Source organism: Rhizobium sp. 01N424 (assembly GCF_056399485.1).
In genome coordinates, this window is the sequence record NZ_JBFTRK010000012.1 from 123056 (window position 1) to 144153 (window position 21098).

Genomic DNA, 21098 nt, shown 5'->3' on the forward strand with positions numbered 1-21098 from the left:
CCGTTACCTGTCCATATCGGTCAGTTTCGCTGAGATGGCTGCGTCGATGGCCGACTGATCTTCCGCGTCCAGCCGTATGGTTCCGGCCCGGGCATTGTCGATCGCCTGTGCCGGATTGCGGGCGCCGCACAGCGCGAAAGTGACGCCGGGCTGGGCAAGCGTCCAGGCGATGACCGTCTGCGCGATGCTGGCCCTGTGCTTGTCGGCGACCGGCCGGATGGCCGTGGCAAAAGCCAGCGCCTTCTCGCGGTTAGCCACAGAGAAGCGCGGATTGTCCCGCCGTTGGTCATCCCCGGAAAAGACCCGCTCAGGCCCGATCGCGCCGGACAGGAGGCCAAGTGCGAGAGAAGAGTAGCTCAGCGTCGCAATGCCGTTTGCGCCGGTCAGCGGCAACAAATCGGCCTCGATCTCTCTGTCGATGATGCTGAAACGCTCCTGGATGGCATCCAGACCGCCAGCGGAAATACAGGCCTTGAGCTCGGTGGCACTGACATTGCTGGCGCCGATCGCGCGGATCTTGCCTGATGTTTTCAGATCTTCGAGCGCCCGCATCGTTTCTTCGATCGGCGTCGTCGGGTCCTGCCAATGCGTGATGTAGAGGTCGATATAGTCGGTGTCCAGGCGGCGCAGGCTCTCTTCGACTTCATGGAAAATCGCATCGCGGCCGAGATAGCGGTGAACAGGCCTGCCGTCCTGATCGAAGAAATGCGTTCCCTTGTCCGTATGCCAGACCAGGCCGCACTTCGTTGCGATGACCGCCTTGTCGCGTCGGCCGGCGAGCGCCTTGCCAACGATTTCTTCCGACCGGCCGAGACCATAGGCCGGCGCCGTGTCAATCAAGGTCACACCGGCGTCGAGCGAGGCCTGGATCGCGGAGATCGATTCCGCCTCGTCCGTGCCGCCCCACATCCAGCCGCCGATAGCCCAGGTGCCAAGGCCGACCGCCGAGGCGGCGACGCCCGAACGTCCGATTTCGCGTGTCAATTGCTGCCCGCTCATGCGCGTCCTCCTTCCGAGCTTGCAAGCGCCAGAACGCGTGCACCGGTCGCCTCGTCGGTGACCAGCGTATCGAGATGGTGGCCGCGCATGACGCTGAGGATAGGACCCGCCTTGTTCGGCCCGCTTGCCACGCCGATCTTCGTCGGGATCGACGCGAATTCCGGCAGCGTCAGCGACACGAGAGAACGGTTGAGGCTGTAGTCGCAGATATCGCCTGCGTCATCGAGCAAGTGAGCAAGCAGTTCGCATGAGGCACCCGAGCGCTCGATCGCGGCGCGGTCGGTGCTGGAAGACGGATGGAGATCGTAATAGCTGGAGTCGTCGGATAGGATCGAGCCGATGCCGACGATCGCCACCTTGGCCTCACGCGCTCTTTTGAAGACATCGGCAACCGAACGCATGTTGATCAGCATGCCGCGCTCGGCCGCGCTGTCGGCAAAGAGAGGCGCGTGGATCTGGTATGACCGGCCCCCCAGCCTATCCGCCATCATCGTCGAGACGTGGTTCACATCGGTATAGTGCTTGCCCTGCACACAGCCCGTTGCCGGAATGACTTCGACATCGAAACGGCGCGGCGCCTGAAGACCGGCAACGACAGCGCTGACGCCCTTGCCACCGGTGATGCATATCGTGTCCCCGTCGGCAATCTGCTCCAGAAGCAGACGTGCTGCCGCCTCGCCAACCGCCTGCAAAGCCGTCTGCGGATTGTCGGAGACGGTCGGCACCACGATGGCACGGCTGATGCCGCCGAGAGCCAGAAGCTGTTCTTCCATGTCGACCAACGGCTCGACCGGCGATTTGATCTTGATTTCAACGAGGCCGAGCTGGCGCCCGCGCTTGATCAGCCGGTTGACGGTGGCATGCGAGATGCCAAGCTGGTCGGCGATTTGTGCCTGCGTCAGTCCTTCAAGGAAGTGCAGCACCAGAGCTTGATGCATCTGCCGCGCAATGACGATTTCTTCGCGCGGTGCGGCGGGAGATTTCGGTTTTGCAATCCGCATGTCAGATAGCCTTCCGCTTGTGAAGGAAATGGTCGATGGAAACCGCCGCCAGCAGAATGCAGCCCTTGATCATGTCCTGCCAGTAAACCGAGACATCGAGCAGAATGAGCGAGCTGGTGACGACCGAAAGAAGTGCAATGCCGAGGATAGCACCCAGGATTGTCCCGGACCCGCCGCTGAGAGATGCACCGCCGATAACAGCTGCCGCGATGATGTTAAGCTCCATGCCGACGCCGAAGGTCGGGGTGGCCGCACCAAAGCGCGACATGTAGATGACGCCGGCGACACCTGACAGCGTGGCGCAGAGAACCGTCACCCAGAACTTCACCTGGTCTGTCTTGATCCCGGAATAGAGCGCTGCCTTTTCATTGCTGCCGGTATAGAAAACCTTGCGGAAGGCGGTCGCCCGGCGCAGCAGGAAATCGAAGATGGCAACGACCGCCACGAAGATCAGGATGACGTAAGGCACCCCGTAGAACGTTCCCTGCCCGACCGCCTTGAACGACGGCGGCAGCGTGAACAGCGAGAGCGGCGTTCCCTTGGTGATGATCAGGCAGACCCCACGCACGATGACCATCGCCGCGAGCGAGGTGATGAAATGGTTGAGGCCGATGACCGTGACAAAGAAACCCATCGCGCAACCGATCAGCGCACTCGCGAGAATTCCGATCAGCGACGCGCTCCACGGATCGAGGCCCATCAGAAACAGCGAGCCTGACAGCACCATCGAGAAACAGACGACGGACCCGACGGACAGATCGATACCGCCGACGATCAGAAGGATGGTCATGCCGACCACGACGATGCCTTCCACTGAGAAGGACATCAGCATGGCTCTGAAATTGCCGAGCGTCAGAAAGTGTGGAGAGGCGAAACTCATGAGCACGCACAGTGCGAGAATGATAGCGATCAGCCCCGCCTCCCGCATCGTTCCGAATCTCTTCCAGGAAGAGGGCCGTTCCTTCGCCGCCGCCAATGCGTGATCTGTCATTGTTTGGTCTCCTGCCCCTGCTTTTTCTTCAGACGGCATGCTCTGATGCCTTTGTTGTGAAGTGTTGCCGCGTGCCGACACCGGAGGCTAGCCGCATGATCGCCTCTTCGGTCATCGCCTCGCCTTCGAGTTCGCCGGCAACCCGGCCTTCGTGGATGACGACCGCCCGGTCGCAAAGACCGAGCAGCTCGGGCAGCTCCGAGGTGATGACGACGATGCCGATCCCGGACCGCGCGAGATCGCGAAGCAGCCGGTGAATCTCGGACTTGGCACCGACGTCGATCCCGCGGGTCGGCTCATCCATGAGGATAACTTTCGGATCGACCGCCAGCTGCTTGGCGATCGCCACCTTCTGCTGGTTGCCGCCGGAAAGCGATGAGACCGGCATGTCGATGCCACCCATGCGGACGCCCAGGCGGCGCGCGAGATCCGTTGCCCGTTCTGCCTCCGCCTTCGTGTTCAGGAGCCCGAACCGCCCGGTCAGCGATTTCAGATCGAGAGCGGCGATATTCTGCGCGATCGACAGATCGAGGAAGACGCCAGAACCCTTGCGATCCTCCGACAGATAGACCACGCCCGCCCGAACCGCATCTGCATAGGATGCCGTCCGCAATGCCTTGCCTTCCAGCTTGACGTCGCCTTCGGTTACGGTGCGCAGGCCACAGATTCCTTCCGCGATCTCCGTCCGGCCGGAGCCGATCAGACCGCCGATCCCCAGGATTTCCCCCTTCCGCAGCTCGAAGCTGACATCATGGAAGCGCTTGCCGTCGCCGAGATCGCGGATGGACAAAATGGGCTCTCCCCCGCGCTCGGAAACAGGCTGCTTTTCGGGATAGAGCTGCGTGATTTCGCGGCCGACCATACGGCGGACAATGTCTTCCGACGTGATTTCGGACACGTTCTCCGTCGAAACATAACGTCCGTCGCGAAAGACGGTGACCCGGTCGCAGAGACTGAAGATCTCGGCCATGCGATGGCTGATATAGACGATCGATATGCCCTGGGCTTTCAGATCGTTGATGATGCCAAACAATACTTGCGCTTCAGCCTCGGTCAACGCCGCCGTCGGCTCGTCGAAGATCAGGACGCGGCAGTCGAGCGTCAGCGCCTTGGCGATCTCGACCAGCTGCTGGCTCGAGATCGGCAGATCGCAGACCTTCTGGCGGACGTCGATCGGAGCAAGGCGGTTCATCACCGCCTGCGCCTCGCGCTCCAGCCTGGCGAAATTCATGAAGGGCGAGCGGCGGCGGTTGGTTGCCGCCATGAACATGTTCTCGGCAACCGTCGCATCCGGGCAGAGCGCGATTTCCTGGTGAACGAGGCCGATACCCAGCGACTGGGCAAAGGCAGGGGAAGCGATCTTGACCGCTGCGCCATCGACAAGGATTTCTCCCTCATTCGGCTGCAATACGCCGGCGATGATGTTCATCAACGTCGATTTTCCCGCGCCATTCTCACCGCAGAGAGCATGAACCTCGCCCTTTTCAAGGGAAAACGTCACCTCTGTCAGAGCCTTGATCGCGCCAAAGCGTTTGCTGACATTGCGTATCTCCAAGACCGGCGCGTGAACCATGACAATCTCCCTCCTTCCTGCTCTGCGTGGCTGCCCGGAATCTCCTCACCCCAGGCAGCCTTGCTGAAAGCTTATTCCTCGATACCCTTGGTACCACGGCGCTTCAGATACTTGTCCCAATAGAAATCATCGGCATTGGCAGCCGTCACGATCGACAGGCCGTTATCGACGAAGGGAATGCTCATCGGGTTGAAGCCCGAACGCTTGGCATCGTTCATCGGATCGATCAGTTCGGGATGCTTGGCAAGCCAAAGCATCATGAAGCCCATATAGCCCTGCATGCCCTGGTTCGGATTGATCGAACCGAACACTTCGCCGGCCTTGATCATGTCGAGAATATTGGCGTTGACGTCGGCGCACATCACCAGGATCTTGCCGCCGCTTTCCTTGTTGGCCTGAGCCGCACCGATTGCAGAGTTCGCTTCCGGCATGAAGACGGCGTTGAGGTTCGGATGTGCCTGAACCAGGCTCATCAGGCCCTGGTAGGCCTTGTTCGGATCCTGGTTCGAAGCAGCCCGGCCGACGAGCTTCATGTCCGGATATTTTTCATCCATGCGGGCGATGAAGGCGGCGATGCGCTTGTCGTGGTTGTCCTGTCCCGGATTTTCCAGAACCGCATACTCGCCCTTACCACCCAGTTTCTCGGCAATCGCATCAGCGGCATAGGTGCCTTCGCGCGTGTTGTCCGAGGTGATGAAGGAAATGCGCTTGGAAAGCGGTGAATCCGCCGCGAAGGTGACAACGGCCGTGCCCTGGTCGATCGCCCGGTTGATCGGCTCGATGAAGGGGTCAGAATTCATCGGGTGAACGAGAATTCCGGCTGGGTTCTGAGCCAGAGCCTGATCGAAGGTCGCGATCTGCTTGTTGACGTCATATTCCGGTGTGCCGGTATAGGCGGTCTCGCAACCGAGCTGCTGACCTGCCTGCTTGAACATTTCATAGACCGGAAACCAGTATTCGACGCCCGAAACCATCACGTTCATCACGTATTTTTCGCCCGGCTTGCAACGAAACGGGTTGTCTGTTTCCGCTGCCGATGCTGCAGTGCTCAATGTCGCGGCAGCCAAAAGGGCTATCGCAGTTGTGCCTAGAAAATTGCGCAAAGTTCCTCCTCGAGGCCGAAGCCCCTCCCAAAAAGCCGACGGCGCGCTTGCGCCTTTTTCGTGAAACCGGATTTCCTCCTCGAACGCCGGTAATGTCAGTTAGCTTGAGGCAATGAGTACTGTCAATATAATTCATGCAATGAAATATATTTCATAAAGAAGCCGAGAAGTGAGGTTTCAAACCGTGGAATGTTTTGGTGGACAAGTATTCCGTGGTCGATCACCCTGCTGCATCACCCGGCCGAAGCAACTCTTCGGGCAAAGGGCAGACACAGCATCGCGCACGCTGTAAGAACGGCCATGACCATCCATGCCTCGTTGAGGGCCAGCACTGTCGCCGCAGTTTGCACAAGCGGGTCGATCGCCGCCATCGTCTCCTCGCTCAGCGGTCCTTTTTGACCAGCGATCATTTGCATTGGAATTCCAGCGAATGCCGCGGCCTTTACATCCCCAGCCTGCAGCCGCACCAAAAGCGCCTGCCCCAGCGGATCCGACCGGGTGTAGATGATCGTGTCGATCAGAGCGATACCGATGGCGCCGCCGAGGTTGCGCATCAGGTTGAAGAGCCCGCTCGCATCCGGGACCCGGTCTGGTGGCAGCGTTCCGAGCGCCAGGCGCGTTGGCGGCAGAAGGCAAAACATGATCGCGGCGCCGCGGACAACCTGCGGCCAGAACATCGCATCGTAATCGGAACGTGGATCCTGGAAGGCACTCATGGCGATACCCGCCGCAAATAGCGCAAAGCCGAAGGCAGATAACAGCCTGGCATCCACGCGCTTTTCCAGCGCCACGGCGATCGGTGCCGTCGCAAGCTGGGTTATCCCGGTGACAAGCATGGTCATGCCGATCTCCAGGGCGTTATGTCCGCGGACAAAAGCCAGAAAGACCGGCATCAGATAGACCGATCCGAACAGGCCGATGCCAAGGATGAAGCTGAGGATCGATCCCGCCAGGAAGTTCCGGTCGCGGAAATTGTTGAGGTTCACCAGCGGCCGCGACCGGCGCAACGTCCGCGCGGCGAAGGCAAATCCCGATCCGATCGACAAGATGAGAAGCGAGATGACGTAGAGCGACCCCCAGCCGCTGGTCGGAGCCTCCTTCAAGGCGATTTCCAGTGATGCGAGGCTCGCCGCCATCAGCATAAGCGCTGATATGTCAAGGTTTCGGAGCTCGGAAATGTCGCCGGTTTCCCGCGGCAGCGATCGCGCGGCAACCAGTGCCGCGAGGATGCCAGGGATGACGTTGACCAGAAACAGCCAGTGCCACGAATAGGTCTCCGTCAGCCAGCCGCCGACGATAGGCCCGACCGTCGGCGCGAGAACCGCGAGGACGCCGGCAATAGTCGTCGCAATTGTTTGCCGCTCCGCGGGGAAAAGGATGAAGACCGCCGAGAATACCGAGGGGATCAATGTGCCGCCGGAGAAGCCCTGAAGAACGCGCCAGGCAACGAGGCCGTCAAAACTGCCGCTCGTGGCGCAGCCGGCCGACGCGACAACAAAGAGGCTCAGGGAGGCGACGAACAGCCACCGCATGCTGAGGAGGCGCGTCAGAAAACCGGTCAGGGGTATCGCGACCACTTCAGCGATCAGGTAGGCGGTCTGTATCCAGCTCATCTGGTCCGGGTCGATTGCCAACGCTGACTGGATTGTCGGCAGCGAAGTCGCAACGACTTGAACGTCGAGGATGGCCATGAACATGCCTATGCACATCGCCAGAAAGCCGGTCCACACGAGCACGGGCTTCGAACTGGCGTCTGCAACATCAGGCATGGTTCTGGCCCTCCAGAGAGCCGCGTTATCGATCCGATTGGCGCACCGTCAGCGTCACGGCATTGGCAATCGAAAACAAGAGGGCATCGAGCCGCAGATCCGAAGGCGAGGACGAACCTCTCCTGCCACAATGGCATGGCCCTATACGCGCCGATAGCTAGCGGATGAAACGATCATCCCAGGCCCCAGCCTTGCATGTCCGGGCCAATGACACTAGGTCATCATCAAAGGGGCATCGCCAGATGATATTGTTGATCGTTGCCGTCGTTGTATTTGTTGTTTTCTTCTTTCTGTTTCCCCGGCCTGCATTAATTGCTCTTGCGGTCTTCATTGTCGCCGGCGGGGGCATTGCCGCATATTTTTACTCCCAACAGTCCGGTCGCGATGACATGGCAAGGCTCGTGGTGGGCAAGAGTTCAACGCGCGGCTGTGAGACAGCGGACAAGCCGGTTTTCGTCGAACTTTCCAACGGATCGGACCGCGCGATCAACACGGTGCGTTTTCGCCTGATCGCCAAACGTCCAGGTTTCAGCATCGAAACCTACTCGGACTATCTGTCCAGCTACAAGATCATCGGACCGCATGAGACCTACGGCACGTGCTGGGCGCTCAATTCGTATCGCGGCCTGCAAACCCTGCCTGGCAACCCGTCGCCGGGCGACCTGGATTGGTCGGTCGAAATCTCATCCGTCGAATTCGCCGGGGACAATTGACGCCGCCGGCGGGCGAGCTTCCGCCGCCTGCGTTACCACCGCCCTATCCAGCGATCTCCGCAATCGCATCGAATAGCGCCATATTCATCTGCTTCAGGCCATCATCCACCGGATTCGGCTGTGACGAGAATTTGACGATCACGAGGTCTGCGCGCGGGTTGACGAAGAGCCATTGGCCGTGGATGCCGAGTGCGAAGAAGGCGCCGTCGGCGTTGCCGGTCTGGTACCATTGGTTCCGGTAGGAGCCGGAGGGGAGCCAGGGGGCGAAGTTGCCGGTTGTCCAGGCATGACGGCTGCCGCCGGTCGTGGTGTCGCGGATCCAGTCCGCGGGAATGATCTGTTTTCCGTCGCGTGCGCCGCCGCGGCGGATCAGATCGCCAAGACGGGCGAAGTCGCGCGCGGACAGGAACAGGCCGCCGCCGGCCCGCGCCGTGCCTTCCAGGTCGACGGTGATCCGGGCATGGGGCCGCTCAGCGGCACCATCGTGTTAGATAGCGAAGCCCTTACCAGGACAGGCTCCGTCATTCAGTCGTTCTTCGATAAGAGCGGGAGGCGAAGGCTTCGTTGATGCGCTCTACTTCACCGTCGTGACCGTGACGGCGGCGGGGTTTGGAGACATCACGACGCCGAAATCCTGAATATACCGGACGAAGGGTCGTGAGGAACGCCGCTCACTATGCTCAGCGCTTCATCTTTTTGTTCGGAACGTGCATAATGTCATGAAATACTTTCCGTTAGAACGAGACAATTCATGCGCCGCCAAGCCAATCCGCTCGCCACAAAACCGATTTCCGCGACAAAACCGGTCAATTGGCGCCCGAGCCTAGCAAAGCAAAAGGGCGAGACGAAGCATTCGGCTTTGACCGAGCGTATCATCGCCGATATCGATTCCGGCCTTCTCAAGCCGATGGATCGGATGCCGACACATCGCGATCTGGCGCGCGAAATCGGGCTGTCGGTCCAGACCGTCAGCCTCTCCTACAAGGAAGCAGAAAGGCTCGGCTATCTCAGTGGCGAGATCGGCCGTGGCACCTTCGTCAGGCCGCGCGTGACCGACCGCGCAGGCCGGATGATGCTCGACCACAGCGAAAACGAAGTGCTAGACCTTTCCATCATCCGCGCCGTCTATCTAGACGCGCATGAGGACGCTTCCCGAGAAATCTTCCGCGAGCTCGCAGACAGCGATATCGCCAGCTTCATGCGGCCCTGCCGTCCGATCGCCGGGCTCGACCGCCATCGCGAGACAGCGCAGCTCTGGCTGCGGCCGATGGGCGTCAGCGCCGGCGCCGAGCGCATCCTGGTGACCAACGGAGCGGCGCATAGCATCTTCCTTGCGCTCAGCTGCATCATCCGCTCCGGCGATGTCGTGCTGTGCGAAAATCTCACCGATCACGGCATCATCGGCCTGTCCAATATCCTCGGCTTCAGCCTGAAGGGATTGCCCACCGATGCTGAAGGAATTTTGCCCGATGCCCTGGAAGCCGCCTGCGCCGCGGGTAGCGTACGGGCCTTGGTCCTCATTCCGACGCTTAACAATCCGACCAGCCACGTTGCCGGCGCGGCGCGCAGGCGCGCGATCGCCGAGATCGCCCAGCGTTACGGCGTCTTCGTCGTCGAAGATGAGGTCTACAGGCTGATGATCGAGGAGGACCTGCCCTCGATCAGCGAGCTGCTGCCTGACCTCGGTTTCTTCGCCACAAGCTTCACCAAGACGGTGCTGACGGGCCTCAGGGTCGGATATCTCGTCGTCCCACCCGCCTATTCCATCCGCGCGGCCTCCATTCTGCGCGTGTCGAGCTGGAGCGGCACCTACCTGACCGCCGAAATCGCCACGCGCTGGGTCGAGAACGGCACGGCGCAGCATTTGCTGACAATACAGCGGGAGGAAGCACGCGCGCGCCAAACCATCGCAGCCGAAATCCTCGGCGCCCATTTCGCATCCAGCCACCCGCTGTCACTCTGCGCCTGGCTGAAAGTGCCTGAACATTGGACCGAGGACGGCCTGGTGCGCTCCCTCGCCAACCAGAAGGTCGCTGTCACGCCATCGGAGCCTTTCATTGCAGGCCCCGGCCACGGCGGCGGCATCCGCATCTGCCTTGGCGGACGAATGAGCCACAAGAGCCTCAGGAAGGCGCTGGCGACCGTGCGGCAGGCCTTCGAGCAGCTGCCGCCCGTCTATGACGTCGGCTCCATCGGCTGACGTCCGGCTCTTGGCACAATCATTGAATCATTACAATATAATAATTGACATGATTTTAGTTCGCTCTCAACATGACAATCATGAAGAGCGAGACACTGCCGAGATCAACAGACGACGAGACGCTGCCGGTCAGCCTGGCTGATATCGAGCGCGCTGCCGCCCGCATCCGGGACCGCGTGACGCGCACGCCGCTCGTTTACTCCGCTGCGCTCTCCAGGCATGCCGGCCAACCCGTTCATCTGAAGCTCGAGACACGCCAGCCGATCGGCGCCTTCAAGCTGCGCGGCGCGACAAACGCCATCCTCTCGCTCGATCCGGCCGCACGCGAGCGTGGTCTCGTCACCGCCTCGACCGGCAATCACGGCCGGGCCGTCGCTTTTGCAGCGCGCGCACTTGGCATCCCGGCAACGATCTGCATGTCGTCGCTGGTGCCCGCCAACAAGGTCGAAGCCATAAGGGCGCTGGGTGCGGACATCCGCATTGTCGGCGTCTCGCAGGACGATGCGCAGGACGAGGTCGAGCGGCTCGTCGCAAGCCATGGACTGATGCCGATCCCGCCGTTCGACCATGCCGACGTCGTTGCCGGCCAAGGCACGATCGGCCTCGAGATCGTCGAGGACCTGCCGGATCTCACGACCATTCTCGTCCCCCTTTCCGGCGGCGGGCTGGCGGCTGGCATCGCTGTCGCGGTCAAGTCGCTGAAGCCTCGGGTGCGGATCATCGGCATCTCGATGGAGCGCGGCGCGGCGATGCATGCATCGATCGCCGCCGGTAGACCTGTTGCCGTGCGCGAGGAAGAGACGCTGGCGGATTCGCTGGGTGGCGGTATCGGCCTCTCGAACCGCGTGACCTTCCAGCTGTGCCGCGATCTGCTCGACGAGGTTGTATTGCTGACCGAAGACGAGATCGCAATGGGCATTCGCCATGCCGCGCGCGAAGAAGGCGAGACGGTCGAGGGTGCCGGTGCCGTTGGCATCGCCGCCATCCTTGCAGGCAAGGTCGCGCTCTCGGGCCTTACGGCCGTGATCCTATCGGGCGGCAATATCGATCCTGGGGTTCACCGCCACATCATCGCGGGAGGCGCCGCATGAGCCGCATTCGTATCCTGACGGAAAGGGACCTTCGTGCCGTCGTCAGCCTCGATGTTTCCGCTGTGGACTGCGTCGAGCAGGCGTTTCTGGCGCTTGCGACCCAGCCGGTTGCGATGCCGCCGATCCTGCGTCTCGACATTCCCGAGTTCCGCGGCGAAGTGGACGTCAAGACGGCCCATGTGCCGGGTTTCGACGGCTTCGCGATCAAGGTGAGCCCTGGCTTCTTCGACAATCCGAAGCTTGGCCTTCCCAGCCTCAACGGCTTGATGATCCTGTTCAGCGCCAAGACGGGCCTGGTGGAAGCTCTTCTTCTCGACAACGGCTACCTGACAGACGTGCGCACCGCGGCAGCCGGTGCCGTTTCCGCCCGCCATCTGTCGCAAGGAGATGCCTCCGTCGCCACAATCTTCGGCGCCGGCATGCAGGCGCAGTTGCAGCTTGCGGCACTGATGCTGGTTCGTCCCATCAGATCGGCGCGCATCTGGGCGCGTGATCACGCAAAAGCAGAGAAGCTGGCCGCAGACTGCGCACGGCAATACGGGATCGACGTTACCGCCTTTGCCGATCCGCGCGAGGCCATACGCGGCAGCGACATCATCGTCACCACGACGCCGGCCGAGAAGCCCATCCTGATGGCCGAGTGGCTCGAACGCGGCCAGCATCTGACAGCGATGGGATCGGATTCCGAACACAAGAACGAGATCGATCCGGCCGTCTTCGCCCGCACCACCTACATTGCCGACCGGCTGTCGCAGACATGCATTCTCGGCGAGTTGCACCACGCCATCAAAGCCGGTTTTGCCACATCGGAACAGCATTTTGCAGAACTTGGAGCGGTGATCGCCGGCAAGGCAAGGGGCCGCGTAAGTGCCGAAGACATAACCTTCGCCGACCTGACGGGCACCGGTGTGCAGGACACCGCGATCGCCAATCTGGCCGTCAGCCGCGCCGTCGCGGCAGACAGCGGCCAGACAATCGAAAACAAAAGAGAAATGGGAGATGCCGCGTGAGTGTGACGCTGAACTTTACGCGTGAGGAATATGCCGAGCGCCTGTCCAAGACCCGTCATACGATGGAAAAGGCCGGCATCGATCTGCTGGTCGTTACCGACCCGTCGAACATGCACTGGCTTACCGGCTACGACGGCTGGTCCTTCTATGTGCACCAATGCGTGCTGGTGCCGCCATCAGGCGAGCCGATCTGGTATGGTCGCAAGCAGGACGCCAACGGCGCCAGGCGCACCGCTTACCTCCACCACGACAACATCGTCGGCTATCCCGATCATTATGTGCAGTCGACCGAACGGCACCCGATGGACCTGCTCTCGAAGATCATCGACGAGCGAAAATGGTCGGGCCTCACGGTCGGCGTGGAGATGGACAATTATTACTTCTCTGCGGCTGCCTACGCCTCGTTGCAGAAGAACCTGCCGAATGCCCGCTTCAAGGATGCCGCAGGCCTCGTCAACTGGCAGCGTGCCGTCAAGAGCCCGACCGAACTCGACTACATGCGCAAGGCCGGCAAGATCGTCGAACTTATGCACAAGCGCATCGTCGAGGTGGTCGAGCCTGGCATGCGCAAATGCGATCTCGTCGCAGAAATCTATGACGCGGGCATCCGGGGAACGCCGGAGTTCGGCGGCGACTATCCAGCAATCGTGCCACTTCTACCATCAGGCGCCGACGCATCCGCGCCGCACCTGACCTGGGACGACAAGCCGATGCTCTCAGGCGAAGGCACCTTCTTCGAGATCGCAGGCGCCTACAAGCGCTATCACTGCCCGCTGTCGCGCACCGTCTTCCTCGGCAAGCCGACGCAAGCCTTTCTCGATGCCGAAAAGGCAACGCTCGAAGGCATGGAAGCTGGTCTTGCGGCTGCCAAGCCCGGCAACACCTGCGAAGATATCGCCAACGCCTTCTTCGCCGTCCTGAAGAAATACGGTATCATCAAGGACAACCGCACCGGCTATCCGATCGGGCTTTCCTACCCGCCGGATTGGGGCGAGCGCACCATGAGCCTGCGTCCCGGCGACCGCACCGAGCTGAAGCCCGGCATGACCTTCCATTTCATGACCGGCCTCTGGCTGGAAGATATGGGGCTTGAGATCACCGAGAGTATAGCGATCACCGAGACCGGCGTCGAATGCCTGTCGAACGTGCCGCGCCAACTGTTCGTGAAGGGCTGAGGCGATGCCGACCAGCGCTGCGCTCCGTCCCTCGCCGATTACGCCCTCCGTCGATTTCGACGCAAAGGGCGTGCAGCACGGACATCTGCGCCTGCCCTATAGCCGTGATGACAGCGCCTGGGGCTCGGTGATGATCCCGATCTGCGTCATCGCCAATGGCAAAGGCCCGACGGCACTTCTGACCGGCGCCAACCATGGCGACGAGTACGAAGGGCCGGCGGCACTCTTCGAACTGGCGCAGACCCTGGATCCTTCCGAAGTGAATGGTCGCATCATCATCGTTCCGGCGCTCAACTATCCAGCCTTTCGCGCCGGAACGCGGACGTCGCCGATCGATCGGGGAAACCTGAACCGCAGCTTTCCAGGCCGCCCAGATGGCACGGTGACCGAGAAGATCGCCGATTACGTCACGCGACATCTGCTCCCGCTCGCCGATATCGTTCTCGATTTCCACTCGGGCGGCAGGACATTGGACTTCCTGCCCTATGCCGCCGCGCACGAACTCCCGGACAAGGATCAGGAGGCGCGCTGCTTTAATGCCGTCGCCGCCTTCGCTGCCCCCTTCTCCATGAGGATGCTGGAGATCGACGCTGTCGGCATGCTCGACACAACGGTAGAAGAGATGGGCAAGACCTTCGTTACCACCGAACTCGGCGGCGCCGGGACGGCCACGGCACGCTCGATCGGGATTGCGCGCCGGGGCAGCCTCAATCTTTTGCGGCATGCCGGGATCCTTTCGGGTGAACCGAATGTCACGCCCACTCGTTGGTTGGATATGCCATCGAGCGACTGCTTCACCTTTGCCGAGGATGAGGGACTGATCGCCTTCGCCGTAGATCTCGGTGATCCCGTGAGAAACGGCGAGATCATCGCCCGCGTCTATCCGGCCGGCAAGACCGGCCTCGCACCGATCGAGTACCGCACCGCCATGGATGGCGTGCTCGCGGCTCGCCACGTACCCGGCCTGATAAAGGCCGGCGACTGCCTTTCCGTGATCGCCACGGTCACGGGAGAGACATAACCAAGAGAAACCGACGCGAGATCCGAAAACGGACCGCAAACCCTAACCAGAGGAGAATTCGCATGCCTATCAAGACGATCGCCGGCCTTTCCGCCCTTGCCCTGATCCTGGGCGTAACATCTGCCAGCGCCCTGACGCTCGCAGAGGTCAAGGAGCAGGGCTATATCCGCGCTGCCACGGCCAACGAAGTGCCCTATTCCTACATGCAGCCCGACGGCACCTCTGCCGGTATCGGCCCGGATGTCGCCAGCGCCGTGCTGAAATCCATGGGGATTGCCGAGATCAACTGGACGGTGACGCCGTTCGGTACGCTGATCCCCGGCCTCAAGGCCAAGCGCTTCGATTTTGCCGCCGCCGAGCAGAATATCTCGCCGGAACGCTGCAAGCAGGTTGCCTTCACCGAGCCGAACTCCTCCTATGGCGAAGGCCTGCTCGTCAAGAAGGGCAATCCAAAGGGCTTGAAGACCTATGCCGATATCGCCAAGGACCCGTCGCTGACGGTTGCCGTCGTTTCGGGCGCCAACAATGTCGACTTCCTGCGCGCCGTCGGCGTCAAGGATGAGCAGATCGTCTTCATTCCGGCCAATGCCGACGCGATCCCGACCGTTCAAAGCCGCACCGACGCCTATGCAGCGACGGAATTGACTGTCGCGGCACTGGCAAAGGGCCAGGCACAGGTCGAGCAGGCCGCGCCGTTCGAGGATCCGATCGTCAAGGAGGCGCCGGTCCGCAATTATGGCGGCTTTGCCTTCCGCCCCGAGGACAAGGAACTGCGCGATGCCTTCAACGCCGCTCTTGTCGAGTTCCGCAAGACGGATGAGTACAAGGCGATCCTGACCAAGTACGGTGTATCCGAACAGAGCATCGCTGCGGCGGCGGGCAAGAAGGTCGAAGACCTCTGCGCCGGCAAGTAACGGCAAAAGGCGCTCGATCACCGCTGATCGGGCGCCACTCCTAAGGACCAGGAGACTTCCGCATGAACTGGACAGCCTACCTGCCGATGATCTGGCACGGTGCGATGATCACGATGACGATCACGCTGGCCTCGCTCGCCGTCGGCGCGGTGCTTGCCTTCGTTTTCGGCATCCTGCGCGTCGAGGGCGGACCGGTGCTGAGGACCGTCGCGCTCTGCTACACCGAGCTTTTTCGCGGCACCTCGCTCTTCGTCCAGCTTTTCTGGTTCTATTACGCATTGCCGCTTGTCGGGCTGAGCTTCGATCCGATCACCACCGGAATTTTAGTGCTGGCGGCACATGCCGGCGGCTACGGTGCCGAGATCGTCCGCGGCGCGCTGACATCCGTGTCGGTGCAACAGCAGGAGGCCGCCCGCGCCCTGAATTTCAGCCGTTTCCAGACGCTGTTTCGCATCTCGCTGCCGCAGGCGATCGTCGAGATGATGCCGGCTTTCGGCAATCTGGCGATCGAGACGCTGAAGCTCTCCTCGCTCGTATCGCTGATCTCGATTGCCGATCTCACCTTCGCGGCACAATCGATCCGCAACATCACGCTGAATAGCGCCAGCATCTATTCGATCACGCTGGTCTGCTACTTCGCCATGTCATTGGTGTTGATGGTGGCGATCCGCGTGATCGAGCGTTTCGTGCGGCGCGGCCATGCCTTCCCGCCGATGCCCCGCCCGTGAGGATTTGATCACATGATGTACGGATATGAATGGGATACGACGACGTGGCTCACCTTTACGAGCTCGATCCTGCCCATCATCCTGATCGGCCTGACGGTCACGTTGAAGGCGGCGGCCGCCGGCTTTGCCATCGCGCTCGTGCTTGGTCTCGTCTTCGCGCTGCTGCGCCGCAGCCGCGTGGTGGCGATCTCCTGGACGACGGCCTTCATCGTCGAGTTCCTGCGCGACACGCCGCTGCTCGTGCAGCTGTTCTTTCTCTATTACGTGCTGCCCGATTTCGGCGTCGTACTACCCGCCTTTCTCACCGGCGCGCTGGCGCTCGGTCTGCAATATGCGGCCTATACCTCGGAGGTCTATCGAGGCGGGATCGAGGCTGTACCCCGCGGCCAGTGGGAAGCGGCAACGGCGCTCAATCTGACGCGAATGCAGGCCTATCGAGACATCATCATCCCGCAGGCCATCCCGCGCATTGTTCCCGCGATGGGCAACTATCTCGTTGCCATGATCAAGGAAACGCCGGTTCTGTCTGTTGTCACCGTTATGGAAATGATGGGCCTCGCCAACATGATCGGCGAGCGCACCTTCGAATATCTCGTCCCGCTGACCCTTGTCGGCCTGATCTTCCTTCTCCTGACGCTGATCTGCTCGGCCGGTCTCCACCGATTACAGAAAGCTCTTCCGAAAGCAGGAATCCCCTTGCGATGACCGAAAACAACAATCCGCCCATCATCGAATTTTCCAATGTCGCGAAGCGCTTCGGTCCCCTGACGGTCCTCGACGGCTTCAACTTCAGCGTCATGCAGGGCGAGAAGGTGACACTGATCGGCCCATCCGGTTCGGGCAAATCGACCGTGCTGCGCATCCTCATGACACTCGAGCCCTTTCAGGACGGCAAGCTGACGTTACAGGGCCTGTCCTATCACGAACCGCACGGCAAGGGTCCATTCAAGGCCTCAGAAAGCCATCTGCGCCAGATCCGGAACCATGTCGGCATGGTGTTCCAGAGCTTCAACCTGTTTCCCCACATGACCGTTCTGCGCAATGTCGTCGAGGCGCCCCTCCGGGTACTCGGCATCGCGCGGGCCGAGGCCGAGGCGCGTGCGCTCAAGCTGCTCGATATGGTGGGGCTGGCCGACAAGAAGGATTTCTATCCCTCCCAGCTCTCCGGCGGCCAGCAGCAGCGCGTGGCAATCGCCCGTGCGCTGGCGATGCGCCCACGGGTGCTTCTCTTCGATGAGCCGACCTCGGCGCTCGATCCCCAGCTGGTCGGCGAAGTGCTTTCGGTGATCCGCGGCCTGGCGCACGAGCATGACCTGACCATGCTGCTCGTCACCCACGAGATGCGTTTCGCCCGGGAAGTCTCGGACCGCGTCTGCTTCTTCGACAAGGGACGTATCTGCGAACAGGGCGCACCCGACGAGATATTCGGCACGCCACGCGAAGAGCGCACGCGGGAGTTTCTCTCGTCGGTTTTGGCGTAGATCCCGCTTCCGACGCTTGCTCCGCTTCAGGAAACGAATAACGGAAGCGGAGCACAGCGCTTCCAAGAGCCGCACCACGCCGGGCAACGGACTGGGTCTCAGCCTCGTAAGAGCCATCGCCGATCTGCATTCTGCCCATATAGACCTCGCAGATGACGCACCTGGATTGGCGGTCAACGTCTGCTTTGATGCCGCGGCATGGGCAGCCTGATTGCGCTGCGTTCTTCTGCAAATAGTCATGAAACCGACATTCAGGTGTCCGTCAGGAAATCACTCCATCTGCCTCGTAGCGAGCGATTTGCGAGGCAAAAATGAAGAACCGGACCAAACTCTCCATTGCATTCGGGATGGCTTTCTCGGTCGCGGGAGCTCTGGGCGGCTACGCGGTCTACCTCCAGGTCGTCGGCAATTTTCACACTGTCATCGAGGGGCAGCTCTACCGCTCTGCACAGCCGACGCCTTCGCAGCTTGATACCTATGTGAAGGAACACGGCATCAAGAGCATTATCAATTTGCGTGGAGAGAAGCAGAACGCGGCCTGGTATCAGGCGGAAATCCAAACAGCCCAGGAACTCGGCGTCGAACATGTCGATTTCGGAATGTCGGCTTCGAAAAAACTTGCGCTGACACGCGCCGACGAGATCGTGGCAATTATGGCTGCCGCGCCGAAACCGATCCTGATTCACTGCCAATCGGGATCCGATCGAACCGGATTGATCTCCGCGATCTATACGAGCCGGATCGCTGGCGAAGGCGAAAGCAAGGCCGAGGGCCAACTTTCATTTTATTACGGTCACGTCGCCATTCCGTTGATATCGGCGGCCTGGCCAATGGACGTCAGCTGGGAAGATTTGGAAGAGCACTTCGAACAGAAGGGCTGATCAGGCCCCGATGGCTCCCGGAAGGGGCGCCAATGCATCCTAAAACGTCTGCGCGACATAGCCAGCGGTCGCCTAGGGCAGGGTAATCGACAGCGGGAATGCAACGGTTGCTGCCAGTCCTCCACCTTCTCTCTGCTTGAGATGAAGCTTGCCGCCGAAGAGCCCGACGAGCTCCTGTGCTATCGAGAGGCCGAAACCGTGTCCGGGCACAGTCTCATCCAGCCGCACGCCAGGTGAGACCGCCTCGGCCAGACGGCCAGCGTCGATGCCCGGCCCATCATCCTCGACAGTCAAGAGCAGCATTTTCCCTTCGCGCACGCCCTTCACAACGATGGATGTCGCCGCCCATTTGAAGGCATTGTCGATGATGGCACCCATCACCTCGTCGACGTCCTCTGGCGAGCAGTTGACGACAAGGTCGTCTATGACGCCATTGGCGACCGCGAGTTTGCGATCGACGTAGATCGCCGACATGACCTGAAGCAGGTCATTCACCCTGGGCCGCACCTCGGTTTCAAAGCCCAAACCACCTCCGGCGGCAACGGCTCTGGCACTTCCGAGATGATGCCGAATCTTCCGGTCGATACGCTTGACAAGCTGACGCGCCTCTCGGCCTGGATCGTTCTTGTCATCAAGTGCGAGGTAAAGGCTGGCCACAGGTGTCTTCAGTCCGTGTGCTAGGTTCGCGAACTGCAGCCTTGTTTCCTGCAACCGCGCCCTGTTGTCGTCGAGCAATCGATTGATGTCGTTGACGACAGGATCAAGATCCTCGACTTCTGCAGGCGAAAGGTCTCGGCGGCGCCCTGCCGAAATCTCAGAGAGCTGCCCAGACAGCGTGCGCAAGGGTGCAAGACCGTAGCGAACCTGCAGAACTATCCCCACGACCAGGCAACAGCCGAGAACCACCATGGCAGGGATCAGGTAGGACAGCGCGCGCAACGCGGGCGCGGTCAGGGCATGGCGCGGCGCGGCCGCCAGGACTTCAACCGAAACACCTCCAACGAACACCTGGCCGACGCGAAAATGCAGAGCCTGACCCCGGTCACTGGAGCCTTCGGCAGGCTGCGGATCCCCCGTCAGGATCCGGCGCCAATCGAACGGGCGCGGCGGGTCCGAGACGCTGCCATCGGCCAGAGATCTTGAAGCAATGCGGTGCTCGCCCACGCGCGCCTGCCAGTACCATCCCGAACCCAGGCGATCGAACGGCGGCCCGTCGAGATTACCTGCCAGAGCAAGACTTCCATCCGCGTTTACTGATAATGCGCTTTTGACCGCGTCGATCTGCATGTCGAGCCGCTGATCAACCTGCTCCCGGACCACGGCGGCAACGATGAACCACAAGACCAGCGAGGCGATGAGCAGTGCTGCGGCGGCGTAGAGGACGGAGAAGGCGATCAGGCGGCCTGCGATCGTGCGGCGCGAAGACAGCAACGGTACTCTCATCGAATATCCGTCAGCCTGTAGCCGCGCCCCCTCTCCGTTTCGATCCTGTCGCTGCCGATTTTGCGCCGGAGCCTGGCGATGATCACCTCGATGGAATTCGAATCCACGTCGGCATCGCCCTCGTAGACCCGTTCGATGAGTTCTCGCCTGTCGACGATCGCGTCCTTGCGAAGGATCAGGCAGGACAGGACCCGCCATTCGAATGCGGTCAGCTTCAGCGGAAGACCAGCCAGATCAAATGTACCGAGCTGCGCGTCGAATGTAAGATCGCCGCACGATATCTGCGACGAAGCATGGCCCGTCGAGCGCCGGACCAGCGCCCGAAGACGCAGGATGAGCTCCTCCACCCTGAAGGGTTTGGTCAGGTAATCGTCCGCCCCCGCTTTGAAAGCCGCCACCTTGTCGGGCCAGCCGTCGCGGGCCGTCAGCACGAGAACAGGAAGCGACCTGCCCGCACTTCGCCAGGATTTGAGAACCGCAACGCCGTCGATCTTCGGGAGGCCAAGGTCAAGAACGGCGACGTCGAAGATCTCAGTCAGGCCAGCGTGCTCGGCATCCTCTCCGTTCCTGGCGACATCCACCACGAAGTTTTCCGTCCGCAGGCTGGCGGCAATCCGCCTGGAAAGATCGTCGTCGTCTTCGACCAGCAATACGCGCATCGTGAACCCAGTTTCTCTGATGTCTTCGTGAGAACTAGGGCGCGTTTGCTTAACTGAAACTGAACCGCGACGTTCAGCCTGCGTCGATCCGGACACGCCTATCATCCTCCAGTCACAACGAACTGGAGACAGCATCATGTCCATGGAAAACGACGCTCCCGACACCTCGCCTGAGCGGCCGCTCCGCAGGGGCGGCCCGCGCCGGCCGGCAACGCATCTGGCGGCTTTCGGAATTGCGGCCTTTGCGGTCCTTGCAATCGGTGCGGCCGGCGGTGCCGCGGCAATGAAATTCACCCGGCCTGGCATCGAGCTTGCGCCCTTGACGCCCACCTCGATCTCCAGCCTC

Annotated in this window: 20 protein-coding genes and 3 pseudogenes; 14 read left to right on the forward strand and 9 right to left on the reverse strand. The window is 61.2% G+C overall.

The window, feature by feature from the left end; genetic code table 11:
* Positions 1 to 3 precede the first annotated feature (3 nt).
* The 6 genes from AC1DNK_RS25005 to AC1DNK_RS25030 all read right to left on the reverse strand — a co-directional run bounded on the left by AC1DNK_RS25005 (position 4) and on the right by AC1DNK_RS25030 (position 7436).
* Positions 4 to 999, reverse strand: coding sequence for an aldo/keto reductase (locus AC1DNK_RS25005; RefSeq protein ID WP_477943839.1), 996 nt, complete (start codon positions 997 to 999; stop codon positions 4 to 6).
* Positions 996 to 2000 carry a sugar-binding transcriptional regulator gene (locus AC1DNK_RS25010; RefSeq protein WP_477943840.1) on the reverse strand — a complete coding sequence of 335 codons (1005 nt, stop codon included), beginning with the start codon at positions 1998 to 2000 and terminating at the stop codon, positions 996 to 998. The genes AC1DNK_RS25005 and AC1DNK_RS25010 overlap by 4 nt, the downstream gene beginning before the upstream one ends.
* A 1-nt stretch (position 2001) precedes the next feature.
* A complete protein-coding gene (locus tag AC1DNK_RS25015) occupies positions 2002 to 2991 on the reverse strand; it encodes an ABC transporter permease (RefSeq protein WP_112515323.1) in 990 nt (329 codons plus the stop codon).
* A gap of 28 nt (positions 2992 to 3019) precedes the next feature.
* Positions 3020 to 4564: a sugar ABC transporter ATP-binding protein gene (locus AC1DNK_RS25020; RefSeq protein ID WP_477943841.1), complete on the reverse strand. Its 1545-nt coding sequence runs from the start codon at positions 4562 to 4564 to the stop codon at positions 3020 to 3022.
* A 71-nt stretch (positions 4565 to 4635) separates the two neighbouring features.
* The gene (locus AC1DNK_RS25025; protein ID WP_112390050.1) at positions 4636 to 5667 is read right to left on the reverse strand and encodes a substrate-binding domain-containing protein; all 1032 of its coding nucleotides are present in this window, start codon (positions 5665 to 5667) and stop codon (positions 4636 to 4638) included.
* Positions 5668 to 5900: 233 nt separating this feature from the next.
* A complete protein-coding gene (locus tag AC1DNK_RS25030) occupies positions 5901 to 7436 on the reverse strand; it encodes a DHA2 family efflux MFS transporter permease subunit (RefSeq protein ID WP_477943842.1) in 1536 nt (511 codons plus the stop codon).
* 242 nt (positions 7437 to 7678) lie between these two features.
* Between AC1DNK_RS25030 and AC1DNK_RS25035 the strand changes: the two genes are divergently transcribed.
* Positions 7679 to 8149, forward strand: coding sequence for a hypothetical protein (locus tag AC1DNK_RS25035; protein ID WP_112515162.1), 471 nt, complete (start codon positions 7679 to 7681; stop codon positions 8147 to 8149).
* 43 nt (positions 8150 to 8192) lie between these two features.
* Here the strand turns inward: AC1DNK_RS25035 and AC1DNK_RS25040 are convergent, their stop codons facing one another.
* Positions 8193 to 8603 (reverse strand): serine hydrolase, encoded by a 411-nt coding sequence (locus AC1DNK_RS25040; RefSeq protein WP_477943855.1) that lies wholly within the window; start codon positions 8601 to 8603, stop codon positions 8193 to 8195.
* An 88-nt stretch (positions 8604 to 8691) separates the two neighbouring features.
* On the opposite strand from AC1DNK_RS25040, the pseudogene AC1DNK_RS25045 reads away from it, so the two are divergent.
* The 12 genes and pseudogenes from AC1DNK_RS25045 to AC1DNK_RS25100 all read left to right on the forward strand — a co-directional run.
* Positions 8692 to 8778, forward strand: a pseudogene (locus AC1DNK_RS25045) (ion channel); the annotation flags it as partial.
* A gap of 122 nt (positions 8779 to 8900) precedes the next feature.
* Positions 8901 to 10349: a MocR-like ectoine utilization transcription factor EhuR gene (gene ehuR, locus AC1DNK_RS25050; RefSeq protein WP_112390054.1), complete on the forward strand. Its 1449-nt coding sequence runs from the start codon at positions 8901 to 8903 to the stop codon at positions 10347 to 10349.
* A 71-nt stretch (positions 10350 to 10420) separates the two neighbouring features.
* On the forward strand, positions 10421 to 11440 hold the full coding sequence (eutB, locus tag AC1DNK_RS25055; protein WP_477943843.1) for a hydroxyectoine utilization dehydratase EutB: 1020 nt from the start codon (positions 10421 to 10423) through the stop codon (positions 11438 to 11440).
* Positions 11437 to 12450, forward strand: a complete 1014-nt coding sequence (gene eutC, locus AC1DNK_RS25060; protein ID WP_477943844.1) for an ectoine utilization protein EutC — start codon at positions 11437 to 11439, stop codon at positions 12448 to 12450. Before eutB ends, eutC begins: the two co-directional genes overlap by 4 nt.
* A complete protein-coding gene (doeA, locus tag AC1DNK_RS25065; protein ID WP_477943845.1) occupies positions 12447 to 13625 on the forward strand; it encodes an ectoine hydrolase DoeA in 1179 nt (392 codons plus the stop codon). Before eutC ends, doeA begins: the two co-directional genes overlap by 4 nt.
* Positions 13626 to 13629: 4 nt before the next feature.
* Positions 13630 to 14646 (forward strand): N(2)-acetyl-L-2,4-diaminobutanoate deacetylase DoeB, encoded by a 1017-nt coding sequence (doeB, locus tag AC1DNK_RS25070; protein ID WP_112599053.1) that lies wholly within the window; start codon positions 13630 to 13632, stop codon positions 14644 to 14646.
* A gap of 62 nt (positions 14647 to 14708) precedes the next feature.
* Entirely contained in the window at positions 14709 to 15560 is an 852-nt protein-coding gene (ehuB, locus tag AC1DNK_RS25075) for an ectoine/hydroxyectoine ABC transporter substrate-binding protein EhuB (RefSeq protein ID WP_112390059.1), read from the forward strand.
* Between the two features lie 62 nt (positions 15561 to 15622).
* On the forward strand, positions 15623 to 16288 hold the full coding sequence (gene ehuC, locus AC1DNK_RS25080) for an ectoine/hydroxyectoine ABC transporter permease subunit EhuC (protein WP_477943846.1): 666 nt from the start codon (positions 15623 to 15625) through the stop codon (positions 16286 to 16288).
* Positions 16289 to 16300: 12 nt separating this feature from the next.
* A complete protein-coding gene (gene ehuD, locus AC1DNK_RS25085; RefSeq protein WP_112390061.1) occupies positions 16301 to 16993 on the forward strand; it encodes an ectoine/hydroxyectoine ABC transporter permease subunit EhuD in 693 nt (230 codons plus the stop codon).
* Positions 16990 to 17769, forward strand: coding sequence for an ectoine/hydroxyectoine ABC transporter ATP-binding protein EhuA (gene ehuA, locus AC1DNK_RS25090; RefSeq protein WP_112390062.1), 780 nt, complete (start codon positions 16990 to 16992; stop codon positions 17767 to 17769). Before ehuD ends, ehuA begins: the two co-directional genes overlap by 4 nt.
* 61 nt (positions 17770 to 17830) lie before the next feature.
* Positions 17831 to 17980, forward strand: a pseudogene (locus AC1DNK_RS25095) (two-component sensor histidine kinase); the annotation flags it as partial.
* 100 nt (positions 17981 to 18080) lie between these two features.
* Positions 18081 to 18650 (forward strand): dual specificity protein phosphatase family protein, encoded by a 570-nt coding sequence (locus AC1DNK_RS25100; RefSeq protein ID WP_477943847.1) that lies wholly within the window; start codon positions 18081 to 18083, stop codon positions 18648 to 18650.
* Positions 18651 to 18722: 72 nt separating this feature from the next.
* Here the strand turns inward: AC1DNK_RS25100 and AC1DNK_RS25105 are convergent, their stop codons facing one another.
* Positions 18723 to 20093: a sensor histidine kinase gene (locus AC1DNK_RS25105; RefSeq protein ID WP_477943848.1), complete on the reverse strand. Its 1371-nt coding sequence runs from the start codon at positions 20091 to 20093 to the stop codon at positions 18723 to 18725.
* Entirely contained in the window at positions 20090 to 20752 is a 663-nt protein-coding gene (locus tag AC1DNK_RS25110; protein WP_112390065.1) for a response regulator, read from the reverse strand. Before AC1DNK_RS25110 ends, AC1DNK_RS25105 begins: the two co-directional genes overlap by 4 nt.
* 136 nt (positions 20753 to 20888) lie before the next feature.
* Here AC1DNK_RS25110 and AC1DNK_RS25115 point away from each other — a divergent pair.
* A pseudogene (locus tag AC1DNK_RS25115) lies at positions 20889 to 21098 on the forward strand (hypothetical protein); the annotation flags it as partial.

What these genes read in the sequence shown, in the direction of transcription:
- AC1DNK_RS25005 (WP_477943839.1), bottom strand. Translation starts at nt 999, where the DNA reads ATGAGCGGGCAGCAATTGACACGCGAAATCGGACGTTCGGGCGTCGCC.
- AC1DNK_RS25010 (WP_477943840.1), bottom strand. Translation starts at nt 2,000, where the DNA reads ATGCGGATTGCAAAACCGAAATCTCCCGCCGCACCGCGCGAAGAAATC.
- AC1DNK_RS25015 (WP_112515323.1), bottom strand. Translation starts at nt 2,991, where the DNA reads ATGACAGATCACGCATTGGCGGCGGCGAAGGAACGGCCCTCTTCCTGG.
- AC1DNK_RS25020 (WP_477943841.1), bottom strand. Translation starts at nt 4,564, where the DNA reads ATGGTTCACGCGCCGGTCTTGGAGATACGCAATGTCAGCAAACGCTTT.
- AC1DNK_RS25030 (WP_477943842.1), bottom strand. Translation starts at nt 7,436, where the DNA reads ATGCCTGATGTTGCAGACGCCAGTTCGAAGCCCGTGCTCGTGTGGACC.
- AC1DNK_RS25035 (WP_112515162.1), top strand. Translation starts at nt 7,679, where the DNA reads ATGATATTGTTGATCGTTGCCGTCGTTGTATTTGTTGTTTTCTTCTTT.
- ehuR (WP_112390054.1), top strand. Translation starts at nt 8,901, where the DNA reads ATGCGCCGCCAAGCCAATCCGCTCGCCACAAAACCGATTTCCGCGACA.
- eutB (WP_477943843.1), top strand. Translation starts at nt 10,421, where the DNA reads ATGACAATCATGAAGAGCGAGACACTGCCGAGATCAACAGACGACGAG.
- eutC (WP_477943844.1), top strand. Translation starts at nt 11,437, where the DNA reads ATGAGCCGCATTCGTATCCTGACGGAAAGGGACCTTCGTGCCGTCGTC.
- doeB (WP_112599053.1), top strand. Translation starts at nt 13,630, where the DNA reads ATGCCGACCAGCGCTGCGCTCCGTCCCTCGCCGATTACGCCCTCCGTC.
- ehuB (WP_112390059.1), top strand. Translation starts at nt 14,709, where the DNA reads ATGCCTATCAAGACGATCGCCGGCCTTTCCGCCCTTGCCCTGATCCTG.
- ehuC (WP_477943846.1), top strand. Translation starts at nt 15,623, where the DNA reads ATGAACTGGACAGCCTACCTGCCGATGATCTGGCACGGTGCGATGATC.
- ehuD (WP_112390061.1), top strand. Translation starts at nt 16,301, where the DNA reads ATGATGTACGGATATGAATGGGATACGACGACGTGGCTCACCTTTACG.
- ehuA (WP_112390062.1), top strand. Translation starts at nt 16,990, where the DNA reads ATGACCGAAAACAACAATCCGCCCATCATCGAATTTTCCAATGTCGCG.
- AC1DNK_RS25100 (WP_477943847.1), top strand. Translation starts at nt 18,081, where the DNA reads ATGAAGAACCGGACCAAACTCTCCATTGCATTCGGGATGGCTTTCTCG.
- AC1DNK_RS25105 (WP_477943848.1), bottom strand. Translation starts at nt 20,093, where the DNA reads ATGAGAGTACCGTTGCTGTCTTCGCGCCGCACGATCGCAGGCCGCCTG.
- AC1DNK_RS25110 (WP_112390065.1), bottom strand. Translation starts at nt 20,752, where the DNA reads ATGCGCGTATTGCTGGTCGAAGACGACGACGATCTTTCCAGGCGGATT.